This is a genomic window from Methanofollis ethanolicus, from assembly GCF_001571385.1.
In the GTDB taxonomy this organism is placed as follows: Archaea; Halobacteriota; Methanomicrobia; order Methanomicrobiales; family Methanofollaceae; genus Methanofollis; species Methanofollis ethanolicus.
Window position 1 is genome coordinate 2,138,081 of record NZ_BCNW01000001.1, and the last position, 25,531, is coordinate 2,163,611.

Below are 25,531 nucleotides of genomic sequence, written 5' to 3' on the forward strand. Positions count from 1 at the left end.
TTTTCCCTTCTCTCACGGCGCCCGATTCACCGGCGCGAACGGGTCGAGGAGGATCCTGTTCGGGAGGCCGCGCAGGGCCACCGCGGCGAGGGCCCCGATCACGCCGCGGCCGCCGCAGACCTGAACGCCGTTCCGGGTGGCGACTTCTCGCGCCTCCTCGACGGTGACCACCTCGGCCCTCGCGCGGGCACCGAAGGCCCGCAATTCGGGGAGAGGGCAGAACCCGTGCCTGAGGGCGATCCCCCATTCGGGGGAGAGGGCCTCGGCGGCGACGAAACGGCGGGCCCTCTCCGCGATGCCGGGGCAGGCAGCCGGGTCCGCGGCAAGTTCGATATAACTGCACGAATTGCCCGCCGTCCTCTCCGGCAGGTCGGGCTTGAGCATCGCCACCCTGTGGCCGATCGGGATCACACCGTCCAGGGTGCTGAGGTGCTGGAGGAGGGCCAGGGCCAGGGCAAAGGTCGCCCCGCCCTCGGCACTGTCGGTGTCGTCGACGCCGATCCCGACCAGGACGAGGGCCCGCGTCCGCACCTCGCCCTCGACGATCCCGCCGCCGACCTTCCTGGTCTTGACCGAGCAGACCCCCTCGGCCTCGGCCATCTGGTCGGTGAGGGAGTAGGCCGGGCCGCCGGTGCACCGGATCCTCTGCACGATCTCGTCCCCCTCCCGCCTGATCCCGACCACGCCCACGGCCGGCCGCGGCGGGAGGCCGATCTCCACCTCGTGCTCGGTGAGGGTGCCGCACTCCCGCAGGAGAGTGCCGTCCCTCTGCACATGGACGAGCGCCCCGCCTGCCCGGCCATGGTGGTATGCGCAGAAGGCGGCGCACCCGCTGCTCAGGCACTCATGGTAGCACTCCACCCGCTCGCCGTCGACAGTCGTGAAGATCCGCCGGCACGCGCTCGCAGGGAGGGCCGAGGCGACGGCATACGCGGCCGGGTGCCGCCCACGCCTCTCCTCCTTCTGGACGATACACCCCTCGTCGAGGAGACGGTTCACCCAGTCCTGCACCGTGCTCCGCGGCAGGGCGCTCCCCTCCGCGATCTCCTGCACCGTGAAATGCCCATTTTCGAGAGTCGAACTCCGCATCAGGGCGAGAATGTCCCGCCTCTTCTCAATGACCCGTGACATGACAGTTCTTGATGAAGAGCAGGTCGCCGATGACGGCGCTCGCCGTCTCCACCGACCCCGCCCCCTTTCCGACCTCGGTGATCGCCCCGGCCATATCGGTGACGACCGTCACCGCGTTCAGGGTGTCGCGGACGACGAGGGGGTGTTTCTTCGGGAGGATGCGCGGCGAGACCCGCAGCAGCCTCTTCTCCGGCACCACCTCGCCGATGAGCCTGATGGTAGAGTTCTGGCTCCCGGCAAGGGTCAGCGCCTCCGCGGTCAGGAGGTCGATGCCCGTGCACTCGACGTCCTTCAGGGTGACGCCGTTATTCCAGATCGTATTGGCGAGGATGACCAGTTTGAGGGCGGTGTCGATCCCCTTCACGTCGAAGGTGGGGTCGGCCTCGGCATAACCGAGTTCCCGCGCCTCGGCAAGGGCCTGGTCGTAGGTGAGGCCCTCGTCCGCCATCCTGGTGAGAATATAGTTGCAGGTCCCGTTCATGACGCCATATATCGCGTGGACGGTGTTGCCGGCAAGGCCATGCTGGAGGGTCTGGATGATCGGGATCGCCCCGCAGACCGTCGCCTCGTACCTGAGTTGCACGCCGTGCTCCTCTGCCAGGGCCGTCAACTCCCTGAAGTGGAGGGCCATCGGCCCCTTGTTCGAGGTGACGACGTGTCTGCCCATCGAGAGGGCCGCCCTGATATGGGTGAGGGCCGGTTCGCCGGTCTCCACGTCGGTGGGCGTCACCTCGACGAGGACGTCGTACTCGCCCCCCTCCGCGATCGTCCGTGCCGTCACGGCCTGGTCGCCGCAGAGGCCGGTCTTCGCCTTCTTTTCAAGCACCGCGGCGACGTCGATACCCGCAGGGTCGGAGATCCCGCTCTTCGAGTCGGCGATGCCGGTGACCGTGATACCAAGGCCCTTCCTGGCGAGCATCGAAGCGACGCCCCGTCCCACAGACCCGAGACCGAGAATGGCGACCCGCATCATGCCACCTCCTCCAGGGGTTCGACGAGGAGGAGGTCCTTCTTTTTCGCCACCATGCGGAGGATCTTCACAGCCTCGTCCATGTGCGCCCGGTTTGTCGCGGAGATGGTGAGGAGGGCCGACGACCTCTGGGCGATCCCCGGCATCGTCATATGCATCTCGACGACCTCGGCGTACCCGGTCCGGTCGATCTGGCCGACAGTGTCGGAGAGGTCGGTGTGCATCAGGTGACCGATCATGATGACGCTCCGCTTCAGGAGGAGACGCTCCTCTCCCAGCCTGAGGATGGTCACCCCTGCGGCCTTGAGAGTCGTGATCAGGCCGTCGAGGCGTTCCTCGGGCAGGTCGAGAACGACCTGGACGATCCTGGTCTTCGGCCTCAGCGTCGGGTCCCACTCGTGGATCACGGCCATGATGTTCCCGCCGGCATCGGAGATCGGCCTGAGGGCGGCCACCAGCTGGCCGGGGGCGTCCTTCACCTCTATCTTCATGGATACCTGCACCAAACCACCGGTGTAGTATTCTCGCGCCGAAAAGATAAGCCTTTTATTCCGATCGATCACGGACAAACCGCCCTTTCCTTCACCCTCGACATATCAAATGAAAAATATATTTATGATATGACCGCAGAAGTATGACTGACCAGCACAATCAGCTCCTGCTTACCGCGTGAATGCAAGTATCGTCTTGTTTTGGGCGCCCTATTCCGGCGTTCAACGTTGATTCATGCGGGGTTTGGCAGGACTGCCGGTATTGTCCGGGCATTAGAGATTCCCTGCCCTCAAGGGGGTTTTGAAGACCGCATAGCGGAGGCTTTCATGAATAAGGAGATGGTTAAACCCAAAATTACAATCAGATCGTTATATAATATTTTTGGAAAACATCCGGAAAAAGTCGTTTCCCTTCTCAGAAAAGGGAAGACAAAACACGAAATCCTGGAGGAAACCGGGCAGACCGTCGGCCTCAGGGACGTGAACCTCTCTGTCGACGAAGGTGAAATTTTTGTGGTCATGGGTCTCTCGGGTTCGGGAAAGTCCACTCTTCTCCGGTGCATCAACCGCCTCATCGAACCAAGCCACGGGGAGATCCTCATCGACGGCACCGACATCGCCTCTCTTGAGGAGGGCGCCCTCAGGGAGGTGAGACGGAAGAAACTGGGCATGGTCTTCCAGAACTTCGCCCTCCTCCCCCACAGGAGCGTCATCGAGAATGTCGCCTTCGGACTGGAGGTGCAGGGGATGCCCGAGGGAGAAAGGATCGAAAAGGCAGGAAAGACCATCGAGATGGTGGGCCTTGCCGGCTACGAGGAGAGCACGCCCGACGAACTCTCCGGTGGCATGAAACAACGGGTCGGCCTGGCCCGCGCCCTTGCCAGCGACCCCGACGTCCTCCTGATGGATGAAGCATTCAGCGCCCTCGACCCCATTATCAGGACAGGAATGCAGGACGAACTCCTCGACCTCCAGAATGACCTCTCGAAGACGATCGTCTTTGTCACCCACGACCTCGACGAGGCCCTCAAACTCGGGAACAGGATCGCCCTGATGAAGGACGGATGCATTGTGCAGGTCGGTACGCCCGAGGAGATCCTCACCTCGCCGGCCGACGACTATGTGGCCAGTTTTGTCGCCGGCGTCGACAGGACCAGAGTGCTCACCGCGGAAGGCGTCATGAAGCCTCCCGAACCTGTTGTATCGATCATTTCCGGCCCCAGGGTCGCCCTGAAACTGATGGAAGAGCACGGGATCTCGACAATCTTCGTTGTCGGGAAAGGAAAGGTCCTGAGGGGCCTGGTGACCGTCGACGATGCCGTCGCAGCGGCACGGGCAAAGAAGACGAACATCGAGGAGATCCTGATCACCGACACCCCGGTCACGAGCCCCGGGACGCCTGTCCGCGACCTGCTGGGCCTCGTGGCCACAAGCCAGTATCCCGTTGCAGTCGTCGACGCCTGCAACCGACTCAAGGGTGTCATTGTCAGGGGTTCTCTCCTTGCCGCCCTGGCCGTCGCCGGCAACGGTGAGGAGGAGTGCGTATGACCTCCTTCGACCTCCCGAAGCTCCCGCTCGGCGATGCGGTCGAGGCCCTCGTCGAGTGGATCGAGATCACCTTCGCCGTCGCCCTGGACCGGATCAGCGACGGGCTGGACGCGATCATCGGCGGGATGAAGTCCCTCCTCCTCGTCCTGCCGCCGCCGGTCTTCATTGTCGTGGCGTCGGTTCTCATATGGCTTGTCACGAAACGCAACACCAGACTCGCCGTCGGTTCCGCAATCGGCCTCCTCCTTATCTGGGACCTGCACCTCTGGCCCCTTGCAATGGAAACGCTTGCGCTGGTCCTGGTGGCCACGCTCTTTGCGCTTCTCATCGGGATACCGACAGGTATCTTTGCGGCGCGCTCTGAGACGGCGCACAGGATCGTCAAGCCGGGCCTCGACTTCATGCAGACGATGCCGGCCTTTGTCTACCTCATTCCCGCGGTGGTCTTCTTCGGCCTTGGCAACGTGCCCGGCATGATCGCCACCGTCATCTTTGCGATGCCGCCTGTGGTCAGGCTCACCACTCTCGGGATCCAGCAGGTGCCCGGGGAACTGACCGAACTCGCCGACGCCTTCGGGACCACCGAGAGGCAGAAACTGATCAAGGTCCAGTTGCCTGTCGCCCTGCCGACGATCATGGCCGGCATCAACCAGTGTATCATGATGGCTCTCTCGATGGTGGTGATCGCCGCCATGATCGGGGCCCAGGGTCTTGGCTACACGGTGCTGGAGGGCATCCAGCGCCTCGACATTGGCCTCGGTTTCGAGGGCGGCCTTGCGATCGTGATCATCGCGATCATCCTCGACCGGGTGACCCAGAGCCTGGCACCCGCGCGTACAGAACGATAAAAACATTTTCCCGAGTTGATAGTATGATAAAAAACAGCAAAACAATCGTATGTATTCTGGTCGGCCTCGTGGCCGCCGCACTCGTCCTCACCGCCGGCTGCACCGGAGACAGAGGAGCACAGCCTTCAGAACAGAAATCGATCTCCATCGGCTACGTCCTCTGGGACTCAGAGATCGCGAGCACCAACGTGCTCAAGCAGGTCTTCGAGAAGGCGGGCTATGAGGTCACCATCACTGCTGTCGACGCCGCACCCCTCTACCAGGCCGTCGCCAGCGGCGATGTGGACTGCACCGTCTCGGCCTGGCTTCCCCGGACGCAGAAGGCCTACATGGACAGGTTCGGGGACCAGTTCGACCTGGTCGGCAAGAACCTCGAAGGCGCGAAGATTGGTCTCGTTGTCCCGGCCTATGTGACCATCGACTCGATTGAGGAGATGAACGGTGTAAAGGACAGGTTCGACGGGAAGATCGTGGGCATCGACGCGGGTGCCGGGGTCATGAAGACGACCGAGGACGCAGTCGATGTGTATGGCCTCGACTATGAACTCATCTCCAGTTCAGGTGCCGGCATGACCGCGGCCCTGAAAAAGGCCGTCGACAGGGAGGAATGGGTCGTTGTCACCGGGTGGACTCCGCACTGGAAGTTCGCCCGCTGGGACCTGAAGTACCTCGACGACCCGAAGGGAGTCTACGGCGGCGAGGAGTACATCGGTACTCTTGCCCGGAAGGGGCTTGCAGAGGACGATCCCGAGGCCTATGCAATCCTGAAGCGTTTCTCCTGGACACCGGACGACATGGGGTCGGTGATGCTCGACATCGAGGGCGGCATGTCCCACGAGGACGCCGCACAGACGTGGATCGATGCCCATCCTGACCAGGTCGACGCCTGGCTCGGGAAGGCATAATACTCCAGAGCCCCTCTTTTTTCTGATGAAGGTCAGAGTCATCGCCTGCGGCAACCCCTATATGGGCAATGACGGTGTCGGCCACGCCGTGATGGAGCGTCTCTCTGCAAGACACCCGGAACTCGATATTGTCGACGGCGGTCTCGGCGGCTTCGGGCTCATACCCCTGATGGAGGACTGCGACCGCGTCGTCATCGTCGACGCGATGACAGGGATGGGAACAACACCGGGCGAGGTCCGGGTCTTCCATGAGGTGCCTCCGTCGTCGGTCTTCCCGATGTCCCTCCACGACCTCGGGATCGCGGAGGCGGTCGCCTTCGCCCGCGAGGTAGGGGTCATGGCCGAGGTGGTCATCGTCGGGATCGAGGGGGGAGAGATCGAGGCATTCTCAGACGAGATGACCCCTGAGGTGCAGGCCGCAGTCCCGGCCGCATGCGAGGCGGTGGTCCGCGCGGTGAAGGAAGGGGATGAGGGCGGAGAGTGAACCTTCCGCACGCAGGATAGTTCTGGATATAATCTCTCCAGGTACCGATCTGCCCTCCTCCTGATGTGCGGGGGTGTGGGTGGGGGAAGGGATTCGATCTTCTGTGAGATGAAGACAATCTCTGAGACAGGGGGCTGCCGCCCCCTGCAACCCTCGAAAACCTACGGTTTTCTCAAGCTCGCTGATGCTCGCACCCGCACTCAGGATTATCCCGGATATGGTTTCCCCGGCACCGATCCACCCCCTATCCTGCCTTGCGGTGGCGGGGGTGGGGGGGTGGGATTCGATGCCTATCGCTCATATCCTGGCACCATCGATTCGAAGAACTGAAAAAAAAGAAAAAAGTTTCAGATCGACCCGGGAGCGCCGGTGACGACCGGGAGCGCCGCGGCGATATCAGGGAGGAGTTCGACCGGGATGCCCATGACCATCTCGCCGTCTGCAATGCCGGAGAACTTGCGCGACCCGTCGCAGCCCAGGGAGAAGTTCACCTTGCCGTTGAGGTAGGTCTGGGCGGTCGTATCGGCGCAGACCGACTGGATGCCGGCGAAGTTCGACTCGATCCTGCCGCCGAGTTTGTAGAGGACGCTCTGGGCGAGTTTGAGCATCACCCGCGGCTCGGCCACGATGAGGACGACCGTCGGGGTGAAGGGCGTCTTTTCGAGCGGGGCATACATCGTCGCATAGGTCAGCCCCGACTCCATGTGCGGGATCTGATCGATCGTCCGCTTGCAGGCCCCCCAGGTGTCGAACTTGCCGAGCTTGAAGTAGAACTCCCCGCTCTTCAGGCTCGGCGTGATCGCCTTCAGGCCGAGGGCCCAGGCACCGCCCTGGCAGGCGTGCTTCTCCGCGGTGGCGTAGAAGACCTTCCCCTCCTTCCGGGCGAGGTTGACCATCTGACAGTGGCGGGTGGTCTCGGAAAGTTCCTCCATCCCCGCGGGGATCTGTTCCTTCGACTGCACGAACCCGACGGCCACCGGCGAGTGCGATAAATTGAGATTTTTCTTCAGAGCCTCAGAAGCAGCCGCATAATCGATTTTCGTCCGTATGTCACTCATTTTTGTTCCTCCTGTAGTCTACTCCTCTCCTCCATGAACCATAAAAATGTGCCTGCCAGCAAATATATCAAGAATATTATAGGCTATGAAGTTTCTCGCGAACCTTCAGGAAGAAATTTTTCCCGGCGTCGATGAAGATTGCCGGTGCGTCGGCCCTTTTCACCGAGATATCGAGGCCGTCCATAAGTGTCGTGCTCCCTCTGCCGTCGAAGACGAGTTGAGCCGGTTTATCGCTTTCAAGCTTGATCCGCAGGTCCCTGCTGCTCTCGATGAGATGGGGCCGTGAAGAGAGCATGTAGGGTGCGAGAGGGACGAGGAGAAAGCCGTCGAACTTCGGGTCGACGATGGGCCCCCCGCCGCTCATCGCATAGGCCGTCGAACCGGTCGGCGTGGCGATGACCAGACCGTCGGCCCTGAACTCCTCGACCTCGATGCCGTCGATGACGACGGTGAACCGCAGCATCTTCGCGGGGCGTTCGGTGACGATCACCGCCTCGTTGAGGGCCGTGCCCAGGGGTTCTCCCCCCGCACTGAGGGCGATGCGCATCCGCATTTCGAGTCTCATCTTCCTCTGCAGGTCCCTGAAGAATGCCTGCGCCTCGGAGGACTCGAGGTCGGCGAGGAAGCCCACATGCCCTTTGTTGATCCCGATGATCGGGATCTGCCTCTTCATCCTCCTGACGGCCAGGAGGACAGTGCCGTCCCCCCCGACGGCGACGACGATGTCGGCATCGGTCTCGTCGAGCCACTCCCCTTCCCCGTCTCTTCCGAGGGCGATGGCGGTGCTCCCTTCCAGAGCCACATGATAACCGTACGAAAGAAGGAGCCTCTCTATCTCGACGGCATAGTCGAGCACATCTGGCCGGTCTATACGGGATATCAGGATGGCCTTCACGTCTGTTACCTCAGGTATTCGATGATCTTGTTATGGAGGACGCCGTTCGTGGCCACCAGGCACCGCCCGATGCTCACCTCGTCGGGGAAGGCGACCGGGCTTCCTTCCAGTCCTGTCACCGTCCCCCCTGCTTCCTCGCAGAGAACGATCCCTGCGGCGGCGTCGATGATACGGAGGGTGTTCCTGACGTCCACGAAGCCGTCGAGCCTGCCTGCGGCGACATAGGCGAGTTCGAGGGACGAAGCCCCGAGCAGCCGCCACCGCCGGATCTTCTGCCCGATCCTGAGCACCGAGGCCGGGTCGAACTTCCTCCCGTAGACCGAGAGTGCGCTGTCTTCAAGCAGGGACGTATTCGAGACATGGATGGGTTTCCCGTCGAGGAAGGCCCCTTTCCCCTTCTCCGCCCAGAAGGACTCGTGAGTGCAGAGGTCCCGGATAAATCCCTTTGTCAGGACGCCGTCCTCGCCATAGGCGATGGAGATAGTGTAGAACGGGATGCCATGGACTGCATTGTAGGTGCCGTCGATGGGGTCGAGGTAGACCGTCCCCTTCTCTCCGCCGACATCGACGCTGCCAGCTTCCTCGGAGATGAGGCGGCGGCAGAAGGGATCGTCCTTGAGGGCAGCGATAACGCACTCCTCCGCGACCTGATCTATCCGCTCGGTCGGGGTGCCGTCTGCGCCCATCCGGATATACTTTCCGCCCTCGGGACTGCCAGCAAGATCCCGGGTGGCATCCTCGACTATCCCGGCCAGATTTTCGCACCACCTGATGAAGTCCATGCAAACTCACGTGCGTTGTATTTATCTATGGCCGTCATGATAAATTACTACTGCGAGCGTGAACTCAATGAAGGAACAGACTGAGACTGGTAAGTTAAAGGAAGGCCGCTATGTTGTGGTCGATGATGAGCCCTGCAAAATCCTTGGGATTGCAACCTCAAAGCCCGGCAAGCACGGTGCGGCCAAGGCCCGTATCGATGTCGTCGGCATCTTTGACGGCCAGAAGCGCTCGATCGTCCAGCCGGTATCGACGAAGGTGTACGTGCCTGTCGTCGAGCGGAAGGTCGGGCAGGTCATCTCTGTCGCGGGCACCACCGTCCAGATGATGGACGTCAAGGACTTCACCATGTTTGAGATTGAGGTCCCTGAGGACAAGGCCGCCGAGATGAAGGCTGGCGAGGAAGTCCAGTACATCGAGGCCCTCGGGAAGAAGAAGTTGGACTTCTGAGCCTGCACGGCCGTCTGGCCGGAGCGGTGCTCAGGAGGAGCATTCATGGAAGTTTTCCTAAATACTCTTTTTGCCGACGCCGGAGCAGAGTATGCCGACGCCGGCTATGTGATCTTCGGGGCGCCGTATGACGGGACATCCTCGTACAGGGCAGGTTCCCGCGACGCACCCGGCGCGATCAGGGCAGTCTCGTTCAACTTCGAGACCTATATTCCTGACCCGGGTATCGACCTTGGGGACGTTGCCGTCTGCGACCTCGGCGACCTTGAGGTGCTCTCTCTCCCCGACCTCGTCGTGGACCAGGTGCGGGAGACGGCCGCCATGATCGTGCAGGACGGCAAGGTGCCGATACTGATCGGCGGTGAGCACACGGTCACGCCGGGTGCGGTCGAGGCTGTGAAGCCCGCGTGCTATGTCGTCTGCGACGCCCACCTGGACCTGCGCGACGAGTTCGGCGGGACGAAGTGGAACCACGCCTGCGCGACGCGGCGGGTGATGGACCTCGGCGTGGAGGATATCTTCATCATCGGGGCGCGGAGCGGACCTGCAGAGGAGTTCGAGCTCGTCGCGGAGTCGGAGAGACTCCACATGTACACGGCCGACGATGTCGCGGAGAGGGGCATTGCGGCGGTGATCAGGGATATCAAGGAGATCATCGGCGACCGGAGTCTGTATCTCTCCATCGACGCGGACGCGGTCGACTGCTGTCTCACTCCCGGTCTCGGGACGCCCGAACCTTTCGGGATCACGACCCGCGATCTCAGGAGCGTGGTGCGGGCCTTTGCAGCGCGGGCGTCGGGATTCGACTATGTCGAGGTCTGCCCGATCGACGCTGGCCAGACCGCGGCGGTGGCGGCAAAACTGATCAGGGAATTCATCGCCTGGCACGAGGCCGGGATTGAGGGGCTCTAAGCCCCCTCTTTTTGATCTTTTCTTCTTCACTTCTCAGAGATGGTACTCTTCTTCAGGTGTTCCCACAAAAGATGAAGAGCATCAGCGTTCTGCCGGGGATCTCCGGGCTACGCCCCGTTTACCGCCACCGTGACGATCGAGACGGACCGGACGACCACCCTCACCGCGACCCTGAACAACGACGACCTGGAAGAGGACGGCCTGCTCGACGACGACGAGACGAACGGGTTCCTCGACGGCTTCGGCAACCGGCACACCAGCGACCCGGACCTCATCGACACCGACGTCGACGGCCACTCCCGATTACAAAGAGCGTTATAGCGCCTTGGAAATGGGCCGCAAGTCCCTCCTCGGTGCGGTCTTCGTCCTCATTCCCCAGTTCGTCACTGCCTCCTGCTGCACGGATCAATTCATGGAGACGCACACAATTGACTGAAAACCGGTTCTGGAAAGATAGAGTGTATGACGCGCCTGCCGGAAAAAGGGGGACACTTCCATCCTTATCGGGCATATGCTCGAAGAACTCAGGGATAAGGGGATCGAAACCGAAGAGATATACCTCGGCGGACGCGTTGCACGGGGATGCACTGCCTGTATGAAATGTTTTGAGAAAAAAGACGGGCATTGCGTCTTTGATGATGATTGTGTCAACGACTGCATCGACAGGATGGTCGAAGCGGACGGCATCATTCTCGGTTCGCCGGTCTACTTCACCGATGTCACAGCCGAGATGAAGGCCCTGATCGACCGGGCGGGCCTTGTATCCCTGGCAAACGGGGGACTCTACCAGCGCAAGGTGGCGCAGGCCGCAGTCGCGGTGCGGCGGAGCGGCACGTTCCATACCCTTGACACCCTTCTGCATTTCCTGCTCATAGGCGGGATGACAGTCCCGGGATTCCCCGTTGTCGGTGTCGGAAAAGAGATCGGGGAGGTTCTTAAAGACGAGGAAGGCCTGATGCGGGCAAAAGATGCGGGGAAGAACATGGCATGGCTCCTGAAAACTCGTGAGCAGGCAAAAAAGTCCTGATGTTCTGAGAGAGATGAGCAATGATTGACGATATGAGTGTGTAGATAAAAATAAAATGACCCGGCAAAACCATCTTATTTGAAAACGAGAGGAGTCCATCGAACTCCCCGACACTCTTTTGTTTATTCCTCGGCCTGAGCGTAGTAATACTCGCCCTTCGACCTCTGATCCCGGTCGAGGTACGACTCGGGCTTGTTGATCCTGGGCCGGCCGCTCTTGTCCCGCCTGAAGGTGACGCCAAGGCGCGAAAGGAAGAGGTTCATGCCGTCGCGCATCGAAAACGGCCCCTTCGCCTCGCCGGCAACACCGGGCTCGCCGTCGAAGACGACGAGGCGCTCGGAGATCATGTCGATGAGGTAGATGTCATGGTCGATGACGATGACGCCGCACTCCTTCCCCTCGGCATGGTGCTTGAGCACCCGCACCAGGCTCATCCTCTGCTCCACGTCGAGGTGGGCGCTCGGTTCGTCGAGGATATAGAGGGCGGCTTCCCGGGAGAGGCAGGCGGCGATGGCCACCCTCTGGAGTTCGCCGCCCGATAGGGTGTCCAGGGGCGACTGGAGGATCTGCCGGAGGCCGAGAGGGTCGAGCACCTCGTGCTGGTAGTACGAGGTGTCGAAACGCCGGGTGATCTGGCGCAGGGTGAACTCCACCGTGTCGGTGGAGTCGGCCTTCACGTACTGGGGCTTGTACGAGATGGCAATCTTCTCGTCGAGGGCACCACCGTCAGGTTCCTCCACGCCCGCGAGGAGTTTTGCGAAGGTGGACTTCCCGATGCCGTTCGGACCGACAAGGCCGAGCACCTCGCCCTTCCGGATCTCGCCGCCCTTCACGTCGAGGTGGAAGCGGTCATAGTGCTTGGACATCTGCGGGAAGGTATAGAGAGGTTCCCGCCTCGTCTCGTCGGCATGGGCCCGTTTCTCGAAGACGACGGCCGAGTCCCTGAAGCGGACGTTCTCCTCGGGCAGGTACCCTTCGAGGTACTCGTTGATCCCGACACGCACGCCCTTCGGCCCGGTGATCACGCCGAAGACCGCCGGTTTGCCATAGGCGACATGGACCGTGTCGGCGAGCATGTCCAGGATCGCAAGGTCGTGCTCGACGATCACGACAGGCCTCTTCTCCGCGACCTCCCTGATCAGGTTGGCCGTCGCCATCCTCTGGTAGATGTCGAGGTAGGGAGTGATCTCGTCGAGGAAGTAGAAATCGGCGTCCCGCGCCAGACAGGCGGCGATCGCCACCCTCTGAAGTTCACCGCCGGAGAGGTTCTGGATGTCGCGGTCCAGGATGGAGTCGAGGGTGAGTTCCGCGGTGAGGTGGCCGAGCACCCCCCTCTCGTCGGTCTTTGCCAGAAGGTCATGCACCGTCCCTTTGAAGGCCTTCGGTATGAGGGTGATGTACTGGGGCTTCACCGCCACCTTGATCTCCTTCCCCGAAATGTGCTTCAGGTAATCGAAGAGTTCGGTCCCGGTGAACCTCTTCATGATCTCGTCCCAGGAGACGGTGGCGTCAAAGATCCCCAGGTTCGGCTGCATCTGGCCGGAGAGGATCTGGATGGACGTGGACTTCCCGATACCGTTCGGGCCGAGAATGCCGGTCACCTTCCCCTCGACAGGGATGGGGAGGCCGTACAGCACGAAGGCGTTCGGCCCGTACCGGTGAGTGGGTTGTTCCAGTTCCTCCGGGAGGTTCACGATATCGATCGCCCCGAACGGACACTTTTTGACGCAGATGCCGCATCCGGCACAGAGTTCCTCGGAGATGACCGCCTTTCCTTCCTCATCGAGGACGACGGTCTCGTCCCCGCTTCTGACCCGCGGACAGTAGATGATACACTCCTGTCCGCACTTCTTTGAATGACAGTTATCTTTGTGGACGACGGCGATTCGCATGGATGATCACATCGATGAAGTGGTGAGCATGGTGGACCAGGAGATGAACCAGAAGGCGAAGGTCATGAACGCCTGATAGAACCAGTCTTTGTTGTTCAACTCGGTGTAGTCGATCTTCATCAGCATGAAGATGTGTTTCTGGAAGACCACACCGGCCATGAGGAGGAGGATGCCGATGATCTGGTTTTGCTGCAGACCTGTCGCAGGGTCGGGAGTCCCGCAGATATAGAAGGAGAGCAGACCAGTCGCGATACCGAGGAAGCACGCAACAAGGGTCCTCCGGATGCGCTTTTTATGCTCCCTCTGTTTTTCCTCTTTCGTCTTTGCGCCTTTGCTTTTCGGCGCTTCGGGTGCCTGCGACAGTTTTTCCTCCTCGCCCATGATGCATCAGTGGTCTATTTTGTGCGTTGTAGCCATATTTAATTTCGTGTTGCACGGGCGACGGGACCGGCACGGGCAGAAACTCCGGGCAGGGGAGCGGTGCCGACCTGCACGCGGTGGTGTCCATACCTGCGGGGGCATCTTAAAGAGCGTTCTGGACCCATACGTACAAAGAGCGTGGGACAATGGCAAACGAACAGGGGATGAGCGGGATGGATGTCAGGGCACTGACGGCGGAACTGTCGGCCCTGCTCCCGCTCTGGATCGGCAAGATCTATCAGTACGATGCGAAGACCCTGGGGATCCGCCTCAACGGGAACGAGGGGGCGAAGTACCAGTTCCTCGTCGAGACGGGCAGGCGCGCCCACCTGGTCGGGGCCCTCCCCGAGTCCCCGAAAAATCCCCTGGGGTATGCGATGTTCCTTCGCAAACACCTCGAAGGGGGACGGGTGACTGCCATCGGGCAGTACGGCCTCCAGCGTATCTTCTATATCGATGTGGCGAAGAAGGCCGGGATACTGAGGCTTGTCATCGAACTCTTCGACGAGGGGAATGCCATCCTCCTCGACGAGGCCGGGGTGATCACCAAGCCCCTGCGGCACCACCGCTTCAAAGACCGTTCCGTCGTGCCTGGAGAGGCCTATGCCCTCCCCGAGGGGACTGACTGCAGCGGCTTCGACAGCGAGTCCTTCGCCGCGATGCTCAGGGCCTCAGACCGCGATCTTGTCAGGACCCTTGCCGTGAACTGCCTCCTCGGCGGCGCCTATGCCGAACTCGCCTGCAGCCGTGCCGGGGTCGACAAGAGCATTCCGGCTGCCGAAGCCGATGCCGGGGCGGTGTATGCAGCGCTCCACCAGGTCATCGGCATGGTCGAGGGGCAGAGGGAACCGGTGACCACGGCGAGTGGGTGCTGGCCGATCCGGGGCATGGGAGAGGAAAAAGAGGCGTTTTCCACATTCAACAAGGCCCTGGAAGCATATTATCCACTCCAGGCAGCCGCCGCGGTGAAGGCCGAGGCGAAACGGCCGAAACTCTCGAAGGAAGAGGTGATCCTCCGCCAGCAGGAGGAGGCGCTGAAGAAGTTCGCGGGGAAGATCAAAAAGGCCGAGAAGGCGGTCGAGGCGGTCTACACCAACTATCCCCTCGTGCAGGACGTCATCGCCACCCTTGAACGGGCAAGCCAGAGCCTCTCCTGGCAGGAGATCGAGGAAGTCCTCAAAAAAAGTGACCTCCCTGCAGCGAAGGCGGTCGTCGCCGTCCACCCGGCCGAGGCGGCCGTCGACCTCGACCTCGGGGTGCGGGTGAAGATCTTTGTCCACGAGAATGTCGAGGCAAACCTCGACCACTACTACGACCAGGTCAAGAAGTTCAGAAAGAAGACCGAGGGCGCCCTTGCGGCGATAGAGCGCGGCGCCGCAAAACCGAAGGAGAAACCGAAAGAGACCCTCCACCTCCTGAAGAAGAAGTGGTTCCACAGGTTCAGGTGGTTCTATACGACCGACGGCACCCTCGTCCTCGGCGGGCGGGACGCCTCGCAGAACGAAGAACTGGTCAAGAAGTATATGGAGGGGAAGGACACCTTCGTCCACGCCGACGTGCACGGCGGTTCGGTCGTCATCGTCAAGGGCGAGACCGAGCACATGGACGACGAGGTCGCCCAGTTCGCCGCATCGTACTCCAATGCCTGGAAGGCCGGGCACTTCTCGGCAGACGTCTATTTCGCACGCCCCGACCAGGTGAGCAAGACCGCCGAGTCGGGCGAGTTCGTCGCCCGCGGCGGTTTCATCGTGCGGGGCGAGAGGCGTTATGTGAAGGACGTCCAGCTCGGCACGGCAATCGGGGTGCAGAAAGAGCCAAGCGTTGCGATCATCGGCGGGCCGGTGGCGGCGGTGCGGACACGGACACAATATGTCGTCGAACTTTCTCCCGGCACCTTCGAACCGAACGACGTGGCAAAGAAGGTCCAGCGTCTCATGAGGGAGAAGATCGGCGAGGATACCTGGAAACGACTGAAGACCGCGCTGAACACCGAGGCGATCGCCGCCTTTGTCCCGCCGGGCGGGTCTGATATCGTGGGCGAGCATGAAGGCTGAGTACGGCGAACTGAAAGGATCGTACGGCGAGATCAGGCTGTTCCCCGAGTCTCTCGACGACCTCTGGCACCTTGAACACCTCATCGAGCCGCGCGACCTCGTCTTTGCGACGACCTTGCGGACCGTCGACGCGGCGACGGACAAACTCCGCCCTGAAAAGGCCGAGAAGAGGCAGGTCCGCCTCGGCATCAGGGTGGAGAAGGTGGAGTTCCACCCGTACGCCAACCGCCTCAGGGTCGGCGGCATCATCGAATCGGGCATGGACATCGCCTCGTACCATACACTCAATGTCGAGCCGGGCTACGAGATCTCGGTGATCAGGAGGTGGCGGGGGATCGACCTCGAAAGGGTCGAGAGGGCGGTCGGGGCCTCTCTCCACAATGTCGTCCATGTGCTCACCATCGAGGAAGGCGAGGCCGAACTCTTCAGGATCCGGCAGTACGGCCCGGAGAGGGTCACGACCATCACCGCAGGAAGCGGGAAGGGTGCTGAGATCGACGGCAGGACCGCCTTCTTTGCCGACGCCCTGTCCTCCCTGAAGGATGTCACCGGCCCGGTCGTCGTCGCGGGGCCGGGTTTTGTCAAGGAAGACTTTGTCAGGTACCTGAAGGCGAAAGACCCCGACCTCGGCGAGAGGGTCGTCACCGTCGAGACGCGGCGGATCGGCCGCGGCGCCGTCCAGGACGCAATCGGCCAGGGTGTCCTCGAAAGACTCGCCGGCGACCTCCAGCTCGCCCGCGAGGTGACCAGGATGGACGAGGTGCTCAAACGTATCGGCACCGGCGGGGCGGTGGCGTACGGAAAGGCCGAGGTCAGGAAGGCTGTCGAATATGGCGCTGCCGAGGAGGTGCTCGTCGCCGATGCCCTGATCAGGGACGCCGGCATCGCCCGTCTCCTCGAAGAGGCGGAGAGGATCAACGCGCGGGTCGTCGTCTTCAGTTCCGAGTTCGACCCCGGCGGACAACTCAACGCCCTCGGCGGCATCGCCGCCCTGCTCCGCTATCCCCTCGGGTGAGGGGGGGATATCATTTTTCGGCTCTGGAGAAACCCTCATGGGAAAGTACTTCCTGAAGCGATAGGGAGAAAAATTCTATTCAGATGTGCCTGGTCCAGGGGGGCTGCCGCCCCCCATACCCCCTGCCATTACGATAGGGGCAGGGATGGCCTCCTCCTCCTCCAGGACTCCGACCTTTTCTTCCCGGGACCAATCCTCGCGCGGGGGTCCGGGGGCAAAAGTCCCCCGGCGAACGGGAAGGCAGAGGATCAGCACGCACTATCAACCGATGGAGGAGGATTTCTCCAAAGCCCATTTTCTCTTTTCTATGGGGGCGTCCCTGAACCCTTGTTCCGCTCGGAAAATATCCCAGGAGCATATCCCAAAACCCTCGTTCACTCTCCCCATCTCTGCATGGGGGCTCGAGAGAACATTTCATGATCGGGTCGATGTCTTCCCGAATACCCTGAAAAATCGTGCGAAACCCCCGCCTTCCCCCGCCTCTTTGCCGGGGGACTGACGTCGAAAATCAAAGATTTTCTTGTGCTCACTCCGTTCCCAGCCCCCGTAACTCGAAAATCAAAGATTTTCTGGCTCTGTAGAATTGGGCATGACCCGCGGGGTCACGCATACGGGATGAAAATTGTTCTTTGGGATCTGCTGGTCAACATGCCTTCCCCCACGCTCGCGCCGGGGGACTACCTCGAAGACCTTCGGTCTTCTCGTTGCCCCCGGACCCCCGCAGTGCGATAGGGCCGGGAAGGCAGAAGGCGGAGATTCCATCTCTGAAATGGGATGCTCGATGAGAGTCAGAGCCCCGTGCGAACCCGGGAGTCGTTCCCCGGGATCATTTTCATGGTAAACCCTCGTACTTCGGCCGATGTAACCCCGATCCTATGAAGAGGTACACAGATCCACTGCCTTCCCCACGATCTAGCCGGGGGACTGCCCTCCACCCCCTATCCTGGTGGCAGGGGGACCGGGGGGCGGCAGCCCCCCGGCACAGACAATAGACCAGGATCTTTCCAGTGTCGACATGACAGAGGGTAGGATCCGTTCCGAATACCCTCTGTGAATGAAAACGGATCGACATCTCTTCCCACAGATCGACAGTTGAAAAACGGTCCCCTGATGAGCCCCTTCGCTCCGCACATGCAGGACTGCTGGGCTGACGGAAAGGAAAAAAGGGGATTGTATTTATTCTTCCTTCGCTTCAGCTTCGGCAACTGCCGGTTCTTCTGCCGGCATCTCCGGGCGCTTGAAGGACTCGACAAAGACGATGTCCTGCACCTCGGGGATGAACTCGAAGATCTGGTGGACGACGATCCCGCGGGCCATGACCCAGCGGCGGTCGTAGTTGATCCCTGCCGGGAGGTTCAGGGTGAGGGTGCCCTCGGCAAAGGTGACGTCCATCTCGCGGCCTGCAAAGAGTTTGACAAAGCCCTTTGCCTTCTCCTCGACGGTCTCGACCATGCCCTCGACGGTGAAGGTGTAGGAGAGCGCCTTGCCGGCGAGCGGGTGGTTGAAGTCGACGACGGCCCTCTTCCCGACCACATTGACGACGACGCCCTCGCGGTCGCCCGACTGGATACGCATGCCGAACTTTGGCTTCTCCCTGAACTGGTTGGCGTTCACGGACTCGACAAGCTTCATGTCGTGGGGACCAAAGCCCTTCTCGGCCTCGACCTCGACCTCGTACTGCTGGCCGATCTCCTTGCCGACGAGAGCCTCGTCAAGGCCCGGGATGACATGGTTGCTCCCGACGCGAACGACGATCGGGGCATAGTCCTTCTGGCTCTTGATGCCTGCTTCTTCTGCATCAGCGGCGACGGTGGTGTCGAAGATCTCGCCCTCCACACGGGCGGTATAGTTGAGTCTAACGATGTCTCCTTCCTGAATTGCCATAATATACACCTTGTCTATATCAAGTCTCGACGAAAATACTTAAAATGGTGCCATAGATGTTTGAAGTGGAAACAAAAATACGTGTCCCTGATCTCCCGGAGGTCCGCTCCCGTCTTGTCAGGATCGGCGCCGGAACGCCGTCTGTCGCCGACCAGCAGGACGTCTACTACAACCACCCGGTGCGGGACTTCGGCCGGACCGACGAGGCCCTCAGGGTCAGGTACGAGGGCGAGAGGTGCACCCTCACCTATAAAGGGCCGAAACTCGCCACAAAGGGTGCAAAGACCAGGGAAGAGTTCAACCTGACCGTGGAGTCCGGGGAGAACCTGGAGGAGATCCTGCGCCGCCTCGGTTTTGTCAGGAGCGCGGAGGTCAGGAAGCACAGGGAGGAGTTTGCCCTCGGGACCGCGTCCGTCGCCCTCGATGAGGTGGACGGCCTCGGGAGTTTCGTCGAGATCGAGGTGATGGCGCACGAAGCAGGGGCGGAAGCGGAAAAAGAGATCGAACGAATTAAAGGAGAACTGGGGATAGAGGGTTCTCACATCCCGCAGTCCTATCTTGAACTGCTCAGACAGTGAGCAGTTCGATCTCGATCGCCTTCGGTTCGTCGCCGAAGTGGATCAGGGCGCAGTTGCCCTCCGAGGCCGGGCCCGGGTTGACGATCGTGACGCCGTCCACCTCGGTGACCCCCTTGTTCTCGTGCATGTGAGCGCAGCAGACGAGGTCGAACTCCTTGATGTGGTTCCTGACACTTGTGCTGCCCACATGGTCCTCACCGGCCAGGTCAAAGACGCCGTGAGGCGGGACATGGCTGACCAGCACATTATGGACATTCCTGTCCATGTGAGCCGTAGCCTGTTTGATCAGACGTTCAATCTCCTCTTCTTTCAACTCGAAGGGCGTCTCGAAGGGCGTCGGGTTGGACCCGCCGACGCCGGCCATCGAAATCTTCCCGAGCGAGAATGTAGCACCGTGGAGATTGACACAGTCCGAGTGTTCGAGAGCATCGCAGATATCGCATGGATCACAGTTCCCCGGTACCGCAAAGCACGGTACGTCGATGAGCGAGGTCATCTTGTTGACCATATCACATGGTCCGAACTGTGTGAGATCGCCAGCAATGATGACAAAGTCGGGCTGGAGGGCCATGAAGGACTCCAGCTTGCCCAACTGGCCATGAAGGTCTGCCAGCAAAAGCACATCCATCATGATAGAACTTCTCTAACGGTTCCTATAAAATCTTCTCTCAGGATCGTCCCAGGAACCGGAAATTTTCCCGTTTAGTGCAAGACGGCCAAGATCGCGTTGCGTCTCCGAAAGAAGCCCCCTGGGCCCCAGGTTTGCCATCGGCGTCCCGGGCAGCGGTATAAAAAGATGGACATGGGCCTGCCCACGGCGCGTGACCTCGCGGATGAGAGCGAGGGTCGCCAGTTCGTCTTCGTCCTCCTCGCACGGGAGGCCGACGATGAAGTCGACCACGGGCATGAAGCCATGGTCACGGCAGAGGTCGAGGGCATGCTCGACGTCGGCGACGGTATGTCCCCGGCGCAGGAGTCCGAGCACCCTGTCGCTTCCCGACTGGGCCCCGAAATGGAGGCGGCGGTTTGCGCAGTGCGCCGAGATCAGGTCGAGAGACGCGTCGGTGACGAACTCGGGCCGCACCTCCGAGGGAAAGGTCCCGAAATAGATCTGGTTTGTGTGGAGCGCACGAAACAGGCGTTCAACGCGGTCGAGGCGAGGGTGGATGCCGTCGTCAGAACCGTAGGCAAGGGCGTTCGGGGTGACGAAACGGGCGTCCCGGAACCGTGCCGCATACCGGGCGATCTCCTCCACGGGCCGATGGCGCATCCGCCTCCCGAATATCCGGGGGGTCTGGCAGTACGCGCACCCGAAAGGGCAGCCGCGGGAGATCTCGATGTATCCTTTGAACTGCGAGAAGGGGGGATACGCGGGGAGAAAGACCGTATGGTCGGGAGGACAGATGCCGTCCTTTGTGGCCACACCCGGAACCGGTCCGGTCTCCCCTGCCTCGATCGCCCGAAGGAGCCGCGGGAGGGTGTGCTCACCCTCGCCGGTGACGACATAGTCGGCGTACCTCGCCACCTCCGCAGGGCATGCCGCCGCATGGGGGCCGCCGACGATGGTGGTGCAGGGCGCCGATGCGATCTCGTCCTGGAAGTGCGGGGCATTGATGGAGTTGAGACTGTAGCAGGTCACGTCGCCTTCGGGCCCGCCCGACAGCCGCACGGTGATCCCCTCTGCCTCGCAGGCCGCATAGAGGGCGGCAAAGGAATTTTTCGCCGCGGTGATCTCCCGCCAGTTCACCTGCATCCTGTCTGCCCTCTCATGCCTCCCATGAAACCGTCCCCGCCTCTCCGTCCACCGTCACGGTCACGGTCACGCCTGCAGGCAGGCCCGAGAGCCCGGTTTCGAGGCGGTCGACCATCGGGATATGGGCGATGATCGCGCCGGTGACGATGATCGGTTCGGCCTCCTCGTTGATGATGGCGGCCGGCGCCTTCCCGTTCCGTGCGAGGGCGTACATTACATAGGACCCGACAGTCGAACCCTTCCCGAAGGGAAATGCAAGGACCGTCCCCGCAATCGATTCACCCTTGAGGGGATGGCCTTCTTCGATGATCACGCCGCTCTCAGGGTCGACCCCTGAGAGAAATGACAGTGGTGCCGGGGAAACGAGCAACCTCCCGGTCGCAGTTCCCCGAGCAATGCCTCTTCCATTGATTATCACAGACACACCTAATAAATGTATAAAGAATCCACTATATTAGTGACATGGAAGACTCTGTGATTGGCGTCAACAATGACAATAATCTGTACAAACTCCAGGTCCAGGAAATGAAGGCGAAGGTTCTGGACCTGAAGATGCAGAACGAGTTGCTCCAGAAAGAGGTCAACCAGCTGCGGCGGGAAAACAACCAGCTCAAGCGGGTCCCGCTCTTTGTTGCAGCTGTTGTTGACAAACTCGGTGACGGCGAGGTCTATCTCAGGCAGCAGGGAAACAACCAGGAATACATCACACGGGTCAACCCCGAACTCTACGACGGGATGAGTGTGGGCATGAAGGTTGCGGTGAACAATGCTCTTTCCATTGTGAAGCCCATCGGCATCACCTACGACTCCCGTGTCAGGGTTATGGAGCTTGAAGAGGCGCCGAACGTCACGTTCGAACAGATCGGCGGATTGAAAGAAGAGATCGAAGAGGTCCGCGAGGCGGTCGAGTACCCGCTCACCAGGCCCGAGATCTTCGAGAAGGTCGGCGTCGAACCCCCGAAGGGTATCCTGCTGTACGGCCCGCCCGGCACGGGGAAGACCCTCATCGCAAAGGCCGTGGCGCACAATGCCCATGCCGAGTTCATCAGGATGTCGGGCTCTGAACTCGTCCACAAGTTCATCGGGGAAGGGGCGCAGCTGGTGCGGGAGCTCTTCGACTTCGCGCGGGAGCACGCCCCGGCAATCGTCTTCATCGACGAGATCGACGCGATCGCAAGCCAGCGTACAAACGACGGCACCTCGGGAAGCGCCGAGGTCCAGCGGACCCTGATGCAACTCCTTGCCGAGATGGACGGCTTCAACAACCGCGGCAATATCAGGATCATGGCGGCTACAAACCGCGTCGACATGCTCGACCCGGCGATTCTCCGGCCCGGCCGGTTCGACCGGATCATCGAGGTCCCGGTCCCTGACGCCGACTCGCGCCGGGAGATCTTCAAGATCCACACGCGGAAGATGAGCCTTGACAATGTCAACCTGGAAGCGCTCGTCCCCCTCGCCGAGGGTATGACAGGCGCCGAGATCCAGGCGGTCTGCCGCGAAGCCGGCATGCGGGCGGTCCGCAGGAATGCCGTGGCCGTGGAGCACAACGACTTCCTTGAGGCTATCCGGAAGGTCAGCCGCAAGGAAAACGCAGGCGATCTCCGGATGTACATCTGAACCGACCATGCGCCTGCTCCTCATCCCGCATGAGGGAGTCGACCTCACCACTACCTTTTTTGCATCAGAGACAAGCCGCGAGATCCTCAGGTTCTACCGCCCCGAAAAAATGCCGTACGGTATGTCCATAAGGGTCGTATCCCTTGGTGTGGCCCTCTCCCTTGCCGCAGAACTGAGGTGGTACCTCAGACGGTACGTTGCACTCACTCTCTTCGAGATGGCACCGGGCCATTCCTGCACCCTCGCCTACGCCCATGCGATTGAGCAGAGGGCGGTCGACCCGGACCAACCGCCGGACCACCGTTTCTTCATCGGCTTTCCCGATGGTCGCCCCGTGATCACGGAGGGACCGGACGGCACCCTTGAGGTGTGGGCGCTTCCCGGCGAGGTGATCCAGGTCAGGTGACTGCCCGTACATCCAGAGACGAGAGCACGTGCCATCCTCCTGGTCCTTCACGCTCTGGAAAGGACTCGGGTACGGAGAGGGGACGTCTTTCTCTCAGGCGGAGAACAGGCGGACACATCCAGAGACGGCAGAGAAAGAGGCCATCCCAGAACTCTCCGGCCTTGATATGTTGTGACCGGAAGAAATTTCTGAAGTACGGTGTCGTTCGAGAAATTGCTGCCGCCCCTCCCCTATCGTCTTCGGGGGATCCGGGGGTCTCCCCGGGGAGAGAGAGAAAAAAACGGCTCTGTAGAAACCCTCGCCTTTTCCGTGTATGAACGTGGCCCAACCGCCTTCCTCCATCTTCGCACCGGGGGACTTTTGCCCCCGGACCCCTGCTCAGGATTGGACCTCAAAAGGGCAAACGTGCATCTTGAAGAGGGGACTGCCCTCCACCCCCCTATCCTCATGGCGGGGGACCGGGGGGTGGCAGCCCCCCGGACGAGACACTCCAGAATAGGATTTACCATGAAAATGATCTTGGAGAATGTCTCTCCGGGTTTGCACGAGACTCTAACTCTCATCGAGCATCCCCTTTTCGAGATGGGAGGTCCGCATTCTGCCTTCCCGGCCCTATCGCACTGCGGTGGTCCGGGGGCAACGAGAAGACCGAAGGTCTTCGAGGTAGTCCCCCGGCGCGAGCGTGGGGGAAGGCATGTTGACCAGCAGACCACAAAAAACAATTTTCATCGCGTATGCGTGAGTCCCCCGAGACTCATGCCCGGTTCTACAGAGCCAAAAAAACACTCATTTATTGGCTCTGTAGAAACCCTCATGGGAAAGTACTTCCTGAAGCGATAGGGAGAAAAATTCTATTCAGATGTGCCTGTTCCGGGGGGTTTCGCCCCCCCGGTCCCCCTGCCACCAGGATAGGGGGTGGATGGCAATCTCCTTCATCAGGATCTCTCTTCCCCGACCCTATCCTGTTTCGGGGGTCCGGGGGCGTCAGTCCCCCGGTAGAGAGGTGGGGGAAGGCGGTGGTTTCGCACGACTCTTCATGGTATTCGGGAAGACATCGACCCGATCATGAGATTTTCTCCCGAGGTCAGCATGCGGGGGAAGGGGAATGAACGAGAGTTTTGGGATATGCTCCTGGGATATGCTAAAAAAAAGGGTGAGTTTCAGGCGAACATCTCGCCGACTGTATTTCTCAGGGGTTGACGTTCGAAGTCGGCCATGAACTTCTGGAGCGCCCGCCCGAAGTCTTCGTTGGTGACGGTCGTCCGCTCCTCCCGGATCGCGAACATCCCGGCCTCCATGCAGACCGCACGGAGGTCGGCGCCGTTCCTCCCCTCGGTCTGGCAGGCGATCCCGGTGAGGTCGACGTTCTCTGCCAGGTTCATGCCCTTTGTGTGGATCTTCAGGATCGAGAGGCGTCCCTCGATGTCGGGGAGCGGGATCTCGATGATCCGGTCGAAACGGCCCGGCCTGAGGAGGGCGGGGTCGAGGATATCGATCCTGTTCGTCGCCCCGATGATCTTCACGTCACCGCGGGCCTCGAAGCCGTCCATCCCTGCCAGGAGTTGCATCAGGGTCCGCTGGACCTCGCGGTCACCCGAGGTGACGGACTCCGTCCGGTGCGTCCCGACGGCGTCGATCTCGTCGATAAAGAGGATCGTCGGCGCCTTCTCGCGGGCGAGGTCGAAGAGTTCACGCACAAGACGTGCCCCTTCGCCGATATATTTCTGCACGAGTTCGGAGCCGACGACATGGAGGAAGTGGGCGTTTGTCTCGTGGGCGACGGCACGGGCGAGCAGGGTCTTGCCTGTCCCCGGAGGCCCGTACAGCAGGACACCCTTCGGCGGGGTGATCCCCACCGTCTCGAAGAGTTCGGGTTTTGTGAGCGGGAGTTCGACAGCCTCCTTCACCTCCAGGATCTGCGGTTCCAGCCCGCCGATATCGGAGTAACGCTCTTCAGGCCGGTCTTCCAGTTCCATCCCGTAGACCTGCGGGTCGTAGGTGTTCGGGAGCACCTCGATCAGGGCAAGGGACTGCTGGTTGAGGGTGCACCTGCTCCCGGCCTTCAGGTCCTTCGGTTCGATGAACTGGGATACCCGGACAAGGAAACGCGGGCCTGCACTGCTCCTGACCACGACGCGGTTGTTGTCGATGATGTCGAGGATCTCACCGACAATGAGGGGAGGACTCCTGAGTTGTTCGATCTCGCTCCGTAATTTCCGCATTTCCCGCTCGTAGCGGATCTTCTGCGTCTCCACATACCGCTTTTCAGACTCCATCTGGCGCATTCGCTCCCTGAGTTCCAGGTTGCGGTTTTCCAGGTTGGAGATCCGTTCGAGCAGGTACTTGCAGAGTTCTTCGCTGTTCTGCGGGTCGGGTGAATCACAGCCGCTGTCCCCCATCGTCCTCCTCG

25 protein-coding genes and 1 pseudogene are annotated in these 25,531 nt (G+C 61.0%); 13 read left to right on the forward strand and 13 right to left on the reverse strand.

Going from position 1 to position 25,531, the window contains the following annotated elements; all coding sequences use genetic code 11:
- Positions 1–12: 12 nt before the first annotated feature.
- Genes MEFOE_RS10370 through MEFOE_RS10380 form a run of 3 tightly spaced genes read right to left on the reverse strand, consistent with a single transcriptional unit; the run spans position 13 to position 2,592 of the window.
- Positions 13–1,131, reverse strand: a complete 1,119-nt coding sequence (locus tag MEFOE_RS10370; RefSeq protein WP_067051823.1) for a helix-turn-helix domain-containing protein — start codon at positions 1,129–1,131, stop codon at positions 13–15.
- Positions 1,115–2,101, reverse strand: coding sequence for a homoserine dehydrogenase (locus MEFOE_RS10375; RefSeq protein WP_067053219.1), 987 nt, complete (start codon positions 2,099–2,101; stop codon positions 1,115–1,117). The genes MEFOE_RS10370 and MEFOE_RS10375 overlap by 17 nt, the downstream gene beginning before the upstream one ends.
- On the reverse strand, positions 2,101–2,592 hold the full coding sequence (locus tag MEFOE_RS10380; RefSeq protein WP_067053216.1) for an ACT domain-containing protein: 492 nt from the start codon (positions 2,590–2,592) through the stop codon (positions 2,101–2,103). Before MEFOE_RS10380 ends, MEFOE_RS10375 begins: the two co-directional genes overlap by 1 nt.
- A 327-nt stretch (positions 2,593–2,919) precedes the next feature.
- Between MEFOE_RS10380 and MEFOE_RS10385 the strand changes: the two genes are divergently transcribed.
- Genes MEFOE_RS10385 through MEFOE_RS10400 form a run of 4 tightly spaced genes read left to right on the forward strand, consistent with a single transcriptional unit; the run spans position 2,920 to position 6,377 of the window.
- Positions 2,920–4,140: a quaternary amine ABC transporter ATP-binding protein gene (locus MEFOE_RS10385; RefSeq protein WP_067051825.1), complete on the forward strand. Its 1,221-nt coding sequence runs from the start codon at positions 2,920–2,922 to the stop codon at positions 4,138–4,140.
- Positions 4,137–4,988 carry an ABC transporter permease gene (locus tag MEFOE_RS10390; RefSeq protein WP_067051827.1) on the forward strand — a complete coding sequence of 284 codons (852 nt, stop codon included), beginning with the start codon at positions 4,137–4,139 and terminating at the stop codon, positions 4,986–4,988. The genes MEFOE_RS10385 and MEFOE_RS10390 overlap by 4 nt, the downstream gene beginning before the upstream one ends.
- Before the next feature lie 23 nt (positions 4,989–5,011).
- Positions 5,012–5,893 carry a glycine betaine ABC transporter substrate-binding protein gene (locus MEFOE_RS10395; RefSeq protein ID WP_067051829.1) on the forward strand — a complete coding sequence of 294 codons (882 nt, stop codon included), beginning with the start codon at positions 5,012–5,014 and terminating at the stop codon, positions 5,891–5,893.
- 25 nt (positions 5,894–5,918) lie between these two features.
- Positions 5,919–6,377: a hydrogenase maturation protease gene (locus tag MEFOE_RS10400; protein ID WP_235809610.1), complete on the forward strand. Its 459-nt coding sequence runs from the start codon at positions 5,919–5,921 to the stop codon at positions 6,375–6,377.
- A gap of 347 nt (positions 6,378–6,724) precedes the next feature.
- On the opposite strand, the gene MEFOE_RS10405 is transcribed toward MEFOE_RS10400, so the two are convergent.
- The 3 genes from MEFOE_RS10405 to MEFOE_RS10415 all read right to left on the reverse strand — a co-directional run bounded on the left by MEFOE_RS10405 (position 6,725) and on the right by MEFOE_RS10415 (position 9,112).
- Positions 6,725–7,435: a DUF169 domain-containing protein gene (locus MEFOE_RS10405; protein WP_067051832.1), complete on the reverse strand. Its 711-nt coding sequence runs from the start codon at positions 7,433–7,435 to the stop codon at positions 6,725–6,727.
- A 76-nt stretch (positions 7,436–7,511) separates the two neighbouring features.
- Positions 7,512–8,330 carry an NAD(+)/NADH kinase gene (locus tag MEFOE_RS10410; protein ID WP_067051834.1) on the reverse strand — a complete coding sequence of 273 codons (819 nt, stop codon included), beginning with the start codon at positions 8,328–8,330 and terminating at the stop codon, positions 7,512–7,514.
- 5 nt (positions 8,331–8,335) lie between these two features.
- Positions 8,336–9,112 (reverse strand): bifunctional fructose-bisphosphatase/inositol-phosphate phosphatase, encoded by a 777-nt coding sequence (locus tag MEFOE_RS10415; RefSeq protein WP_067051835.1) that lies wholly within the window; start codon positions 9,110–9,112, stop codon positions 8,336–8,338.
- 67 nt (positions 9,113–9,179) lie between these two features.
- Between MEFOE_RS10415 and MEFOE_RS10420 the strand changes: the two genes are divergently transcribed.
- The 4 genes and pseudogenes from MEFOE_RS10420 to MEFOE_RS10435 form a co-directional block, all read left to right on the forward strand.
- The gene (locus MEFOE_RS10420) at positions 9,180–9,560 is read left to right on the forward strand and encodes a translation initiation factor IF-5A (RefSeq protein ID WP_067051837.1); all 381 of its coding nucleotides are present in this window, start codon (positions 9,180–9,182) and stop codon (positions 9,558–9,560) included.
- Positions 9,561–9,605: 45 nt separating this feature from the next.
- Entirely contained in the window at positions 9,606–10,472 is an 867-nt protein-coding gene (gene speB / locus MEFOE_RS10425; RefSeq protein WP_067051839.1) for an agmatinase, read from the forward strand.
- A gap of 129 nt (positions 10,473–10,601) precedes the next feature.
- Positions 10,602–10,793 carry a hypothetical protein gene (locus tag MEFOE_RS10430; protein WP_067051841.1) on the forward strand — a complete coding sequence of 64 codons (192 nt, stop codon included), beginning with the start codon at positions 10,602–10,604 and terminating at the stop codon, positions 10,791–10,793.
- A gap of 166 nt (positions 10,794–10,959) precedes the next feature.
- Positions 10,960–11,499 (forward strand): annotated as a pseudogene (locus tag MEFOE_RS10435) (flavodoxin family protein); the annotation flags it as partial.
- A gap of 122 nt (positions 11,500–11,621) precedes the next feature.
- On the opposite strand, the gene MEFOE_RS10440 reads toward MEFOE_RS10435, so the two are convergent.
- Entirely contained in the window at positions 11,622–13,391 is a 1,770-nt protein-coding gene (locus MEFOE_RS10440; RefSeq protein ID WP_067051846.1) for a ribosome biogenesis/translation initiation ATPase RLI, read from the reverse strand.
- Between the two features lie 6 nt (positions 13,392–13,397).
- Positions 13,398–13,772 (reverse strand): EMC6-like membrane protein, encoded by a 375-nt coding sequence (locus MEFOE_RS10445; protein ID WP_067051847.1) that lies wholly within the window; start codon positions 13,770–13,772, stop codon positions 13,398–13,400.
- Between the two features lie 185 nt (positions 13,773–13,957).
- Here MEFOE_RS10445 and rqcH point away from each other — a divergent pair, with 185 nt between their 5' ends.
- Both rqcH and MEFOE_RS10455 read left to right on the forward strand, forming a co-directional pair.
- Positions 13,958–15,865, forward strand: a complete 1,908-nt coding sequence (gene rqcH, locus MEFOE_RS10450; protein ID WP_067051849.1) for a ribosome rescue protein RqcH — start codon at positions 13,958–13,960, stop codon at positions 15,863–15,865.
- Entirely contained in the window at positions 15,855–16,880 is a 1,026-nt protein-coding gene (locus tag MEFOE_RS10455) for an mRNA surveillance protein pelota (protein WP_067051852.1), read from the forward strand. The genes rqcH and MEFOE_RS10455 overlap by 11 nt, the downstream gene beginning before the upstream one ends.
- A gap of 1,176 nt (positions 16,881–18,056) precedes the next feature.
- On the opposite strand, the gene MEFOE_RS10460 is transcribed toward MEFOE_RS10455, so the two are convergent.
- Complete coding sequence (locus tag MEFOE_RS10460; RefSeq protein WP_067051858.1) at positions 18,057–18,764, reverse strand: peptidylprolyl isomerase; 708 nt, start codon at positions 18,762–18,764, stop codon at positions 18,057–18,059.
- A 56-nt stretch (positions 18,765–18,820) separates the two neighbouring features.
- On the opposite strand from MEFOE_RS10460, the gene cyaB reads away from it, so the two are divergent.
- Entirely contained in the window at positions 18,821–19,342 is a 522-nt protein-coding gene (gene cyaB, locus MEFOE_RS10465) for a class IV adenylate cyclase (RefSeq protein WP_067051859.1), read from the forward strand.
- On the opposite strand, the gene MEFOE_RS10470 is transcribed toward cyaB, so the two are convergent.
- The 3 genes from MEFOE_RS10470 to MEFOE_RS10480 are packed head-to-tail and all read right to left on the reverse strand — an operon-like array spanning position 19,332 to position 21,513.
- Positions 19,332–19,973 carry a metallophosphoesterase family protein gene (locus tag MEFOE_RS10470; RefSeq protein WP_067051860.1) on the reverse strand — a complete coding sequence of 214 codons (642 nt, stop codon included), beginning with the start codon at positions 19,971–19,973 and terminating at the stop codon, positions 19,332–19,334. The two genes, cyaB and MEFOE_RS10470, sit on opposite strands and share 11 nt — an antisense overlap.
- A gap of 12 nt (positions 19,974–19,985) precedes the next feature.
- The gene (locus tag MEFOE_RS10475; protein ID WP_067051862.1) at positions 19,986–21,095 is read right to left on the reverse strand and encodes a TIGR04013 family B12-binding domain/radical SAM domain-containing protein; all 1,110 of its coding nucleotides are present in this window, start codon (positions 21,093–21,095) and stop codon (positions 19,986–19,988) included.
- A gap of 13 nt (positions 21,096–21,108) precedes the next feature.
- The gene (locus tag MEFOE_RS10480) at positions 21,109–21,513 is read right to left on the reverse strand and encodes a DUF126 domain-containing protein (protein ID WP_067053225.1); all 405 of its coding nucleotides are present in this window, start codon (positions 21,511–21,513) and stop codon (positions 21,109–21,111) included.
- A 44-nt stretch (positions 21,514–21,557) separates the two neighbouring features.
- Between MEFOE_RS10480 and MEFOE_RS10485 the strand changes: the two genes are divergently transcribed.
- The gene (locus MEFOE_RS10485) at positions 21,558–22,715 is read left to right on the forward strand and encodes a proteasome-activating nucleotidase (protein WP_067051863.1); all 1,158 of its coding nucleotides are present in this window, start codon (positions 21,558–21,560) and stop codon (positions 22,713–22,715) included.
- A 7-nt stretch (positions 22,716–22,722) separates the two neighbouring features.
- Positions 22,723–23,121: a DUF5804 family protein gene (locus MEFOE_RS10490; RefSeq protein WP_067051865.1), complete on the forward strand. Its 399-nt coding sequence runs from the start codon at positions 22,723–22,725 to the stop codon at positions 23,119–23,121.
- 1,160 nt (positions 23,122–24,281) lie between these two features.
- On the opposite strand, the gene MEFOE_RS10495 is transcribed toward MEFOE_RS10490, so the two are convergent.
- Entirely contained in the window at positions 24,282–25,520 is a 1,239-nt protein-coding gene (locus MEFOE_RS10495; protein WP_067051867.1) for a proteasome-activating nucleotidase, read from the reverse strand.
- Positions 25,521–25,531: the final 11 nt, after the last annotated feature.

What these genes read in the sequence shown, in the direction of transcription:
- MEFOE_RS10370 (WP_067051823.1), bottom strand. Translation starts at nt 1,131, where the DNA reads ATGTCACGGGTCATTGAGAAGAGGCGGGACATTCTCGCCCTGATGCGG.
- MEFOE_RS10375 (WP_067053219.1), bottom strand. Translation starts at nt 2,101, where the DNA reads ATGCGGGTCGCCATTCTCGGTCTCGGGTCTGTGGGACGGGGCGTCGCT.
- MEFOE_RS10380 (WP_067053216.1), bottom strand. Translation starts at nt 2,592, where the DNA reads ATGAAGATAGAGGTGAAGGACGCCCCCGGCCAGCTGGTGGCCGCCCTC.
- MEFOE_RS10385 (WP_067051825.1), top strand. Translation starts at nt 2,920, where the DNA reads ATGAATAAGGAGATGGTTAAACCCAAAATTACAATCAGATCGTTATAT.
- MEFOE_RS10390 (WP_067051827.1), top strand. Translation starts at nt 4,137, where the DNA reads ATGACCTCCTTCGACCTCCCGAAGCTCCCGCTCGGCGATGCGGTCGAG.
- MEFOE_RS10395 (WP_067051829.1), top strand. Translation starts at nt 5,012, where the DNA reads ATGATAAAAAACAGCAAAACAATCGTATGTATTCTGGTCGGCCTCGTG.
- MEFOE_RS10400 (WP_235809610.1), top strand. Translation starts at nt 5,919, where the DNA reads ATGAAGGTCAGAGTCATCGCCTGCGGCAACCCCTATATGGGCAATGAC.
- MEFOE_RS10405 (WP_067051832.1), bottom strand. Translation starts at nt 7,435, where the DNA reads ATGAGTGACATACGGACGAAAATCGATTATGCGGCTGCTTCTGAGGCT.
- MEFOE_RS10415 (WP_067051835.1), bottom strand. Translation starts at nt 9,112, where the DNA reads ATGGACTTCATCAGGTGGTGCGAAAATCTGGCCGGGATAGTCGAGGAT.
- MEFOE_RS10420 (WP_067051837.1), top strand. Translation starts at nt 9,180, where the DNA reads ATGAAGGAACAGACTGAGACTGGTAAGTTAAAGGAAGGCCGCTATGTT.
- speB (WP_067051839.1), top strand. Translation starts at nt 9,606, where the DNA reads ATGGAAGTTTTCCTAAATACTCTTTTTGCCGACGCCGGAGCAGAGTAT.
- MEFOE_RS10440 (WP_067051846.1), bottom strand. Translation starts at nt 13,391, where the DNA reads ATGCGAATCGCCGTCGTCCACAAAGATAACTGTCATTCAAAGAAGTGC.
- MEFOE_RS10445 (WP_067051847.1), bottom strand. Translation starts at nt 13,772, where the DNA reads ATGGGCGAGGAGGAAAAACTGTCGCAGGCACCCGAAGCGCCGAAAAGC.
- rqcH (WP_067051849.1), top strand. Translation starts at nt 13,958, where the DNA reads ATGGCAAACGAACAGGGGATGAGCGGGATGGATGTCAGGGCACTGACG.
- MEFOE_RS10455 (WP_067051852.1), top strand. Translation starts at nt 15,855, where the DNA reads ATGAAGGCTGAGTACGGCGAACTGAAAGGATCGTACGGCGAGATCAGG.
- MEFOE_RS10460 (WP_067051858.1), bottom strand. Translation starts at nt 18,764, where the DNA reads ATGGCAATTCAGGAAGGAGACATCGTTAGACTCAACTATACCGCCCGT.
- cyaB (WP_067051859.1), top strand. Translation starts at nt 18,821, where the DNA reads ATGTTTGAAGTGGAAACAAAAATACGTGTCCCTGATCTCCCGGAGGTC.
- MEFOE_RS10470 (WP_067051860.1), bottom strand. Translation starts at nt 19,973, where the DNA reads ATGATGGATGTGCTTTTGCTGGCAGACCTTCATGGCCAGTTGGGCAAG.
- MEFOE_RS10475 (WP_067051862.1), bottom strand. Translation starts at nt 21,095, where the DNA reads ATGCAGGTGAACTGGCGGGAGATCACCGCGGCGAAAAATTCCTTTGCC.
- MEFOE_RS10485 (WP_067051863.1), top strand. Translation starts at nt 21,558, where the DNA reads ATGGAAGACTCTGTGATTGGCGTCAACAATGACAATAATCTGTACAAA.
- MEFOE_RS10490 (WP_067051865.1), top strand. Translation starts at nt 22,723, where the DNA reads ATGCGCCTGCTCCTCATCCCGCATGAGGGAGTCGACCTCACCACTACC.
- MEFOE_RS10495 (WP_067051867.1), bottom strand. Translation starts at nt 25,520, where the DNA reads ATGGGGGACAGCGGCTGTGATTCACCCGACCCGCAGAACAGCGAAGAA.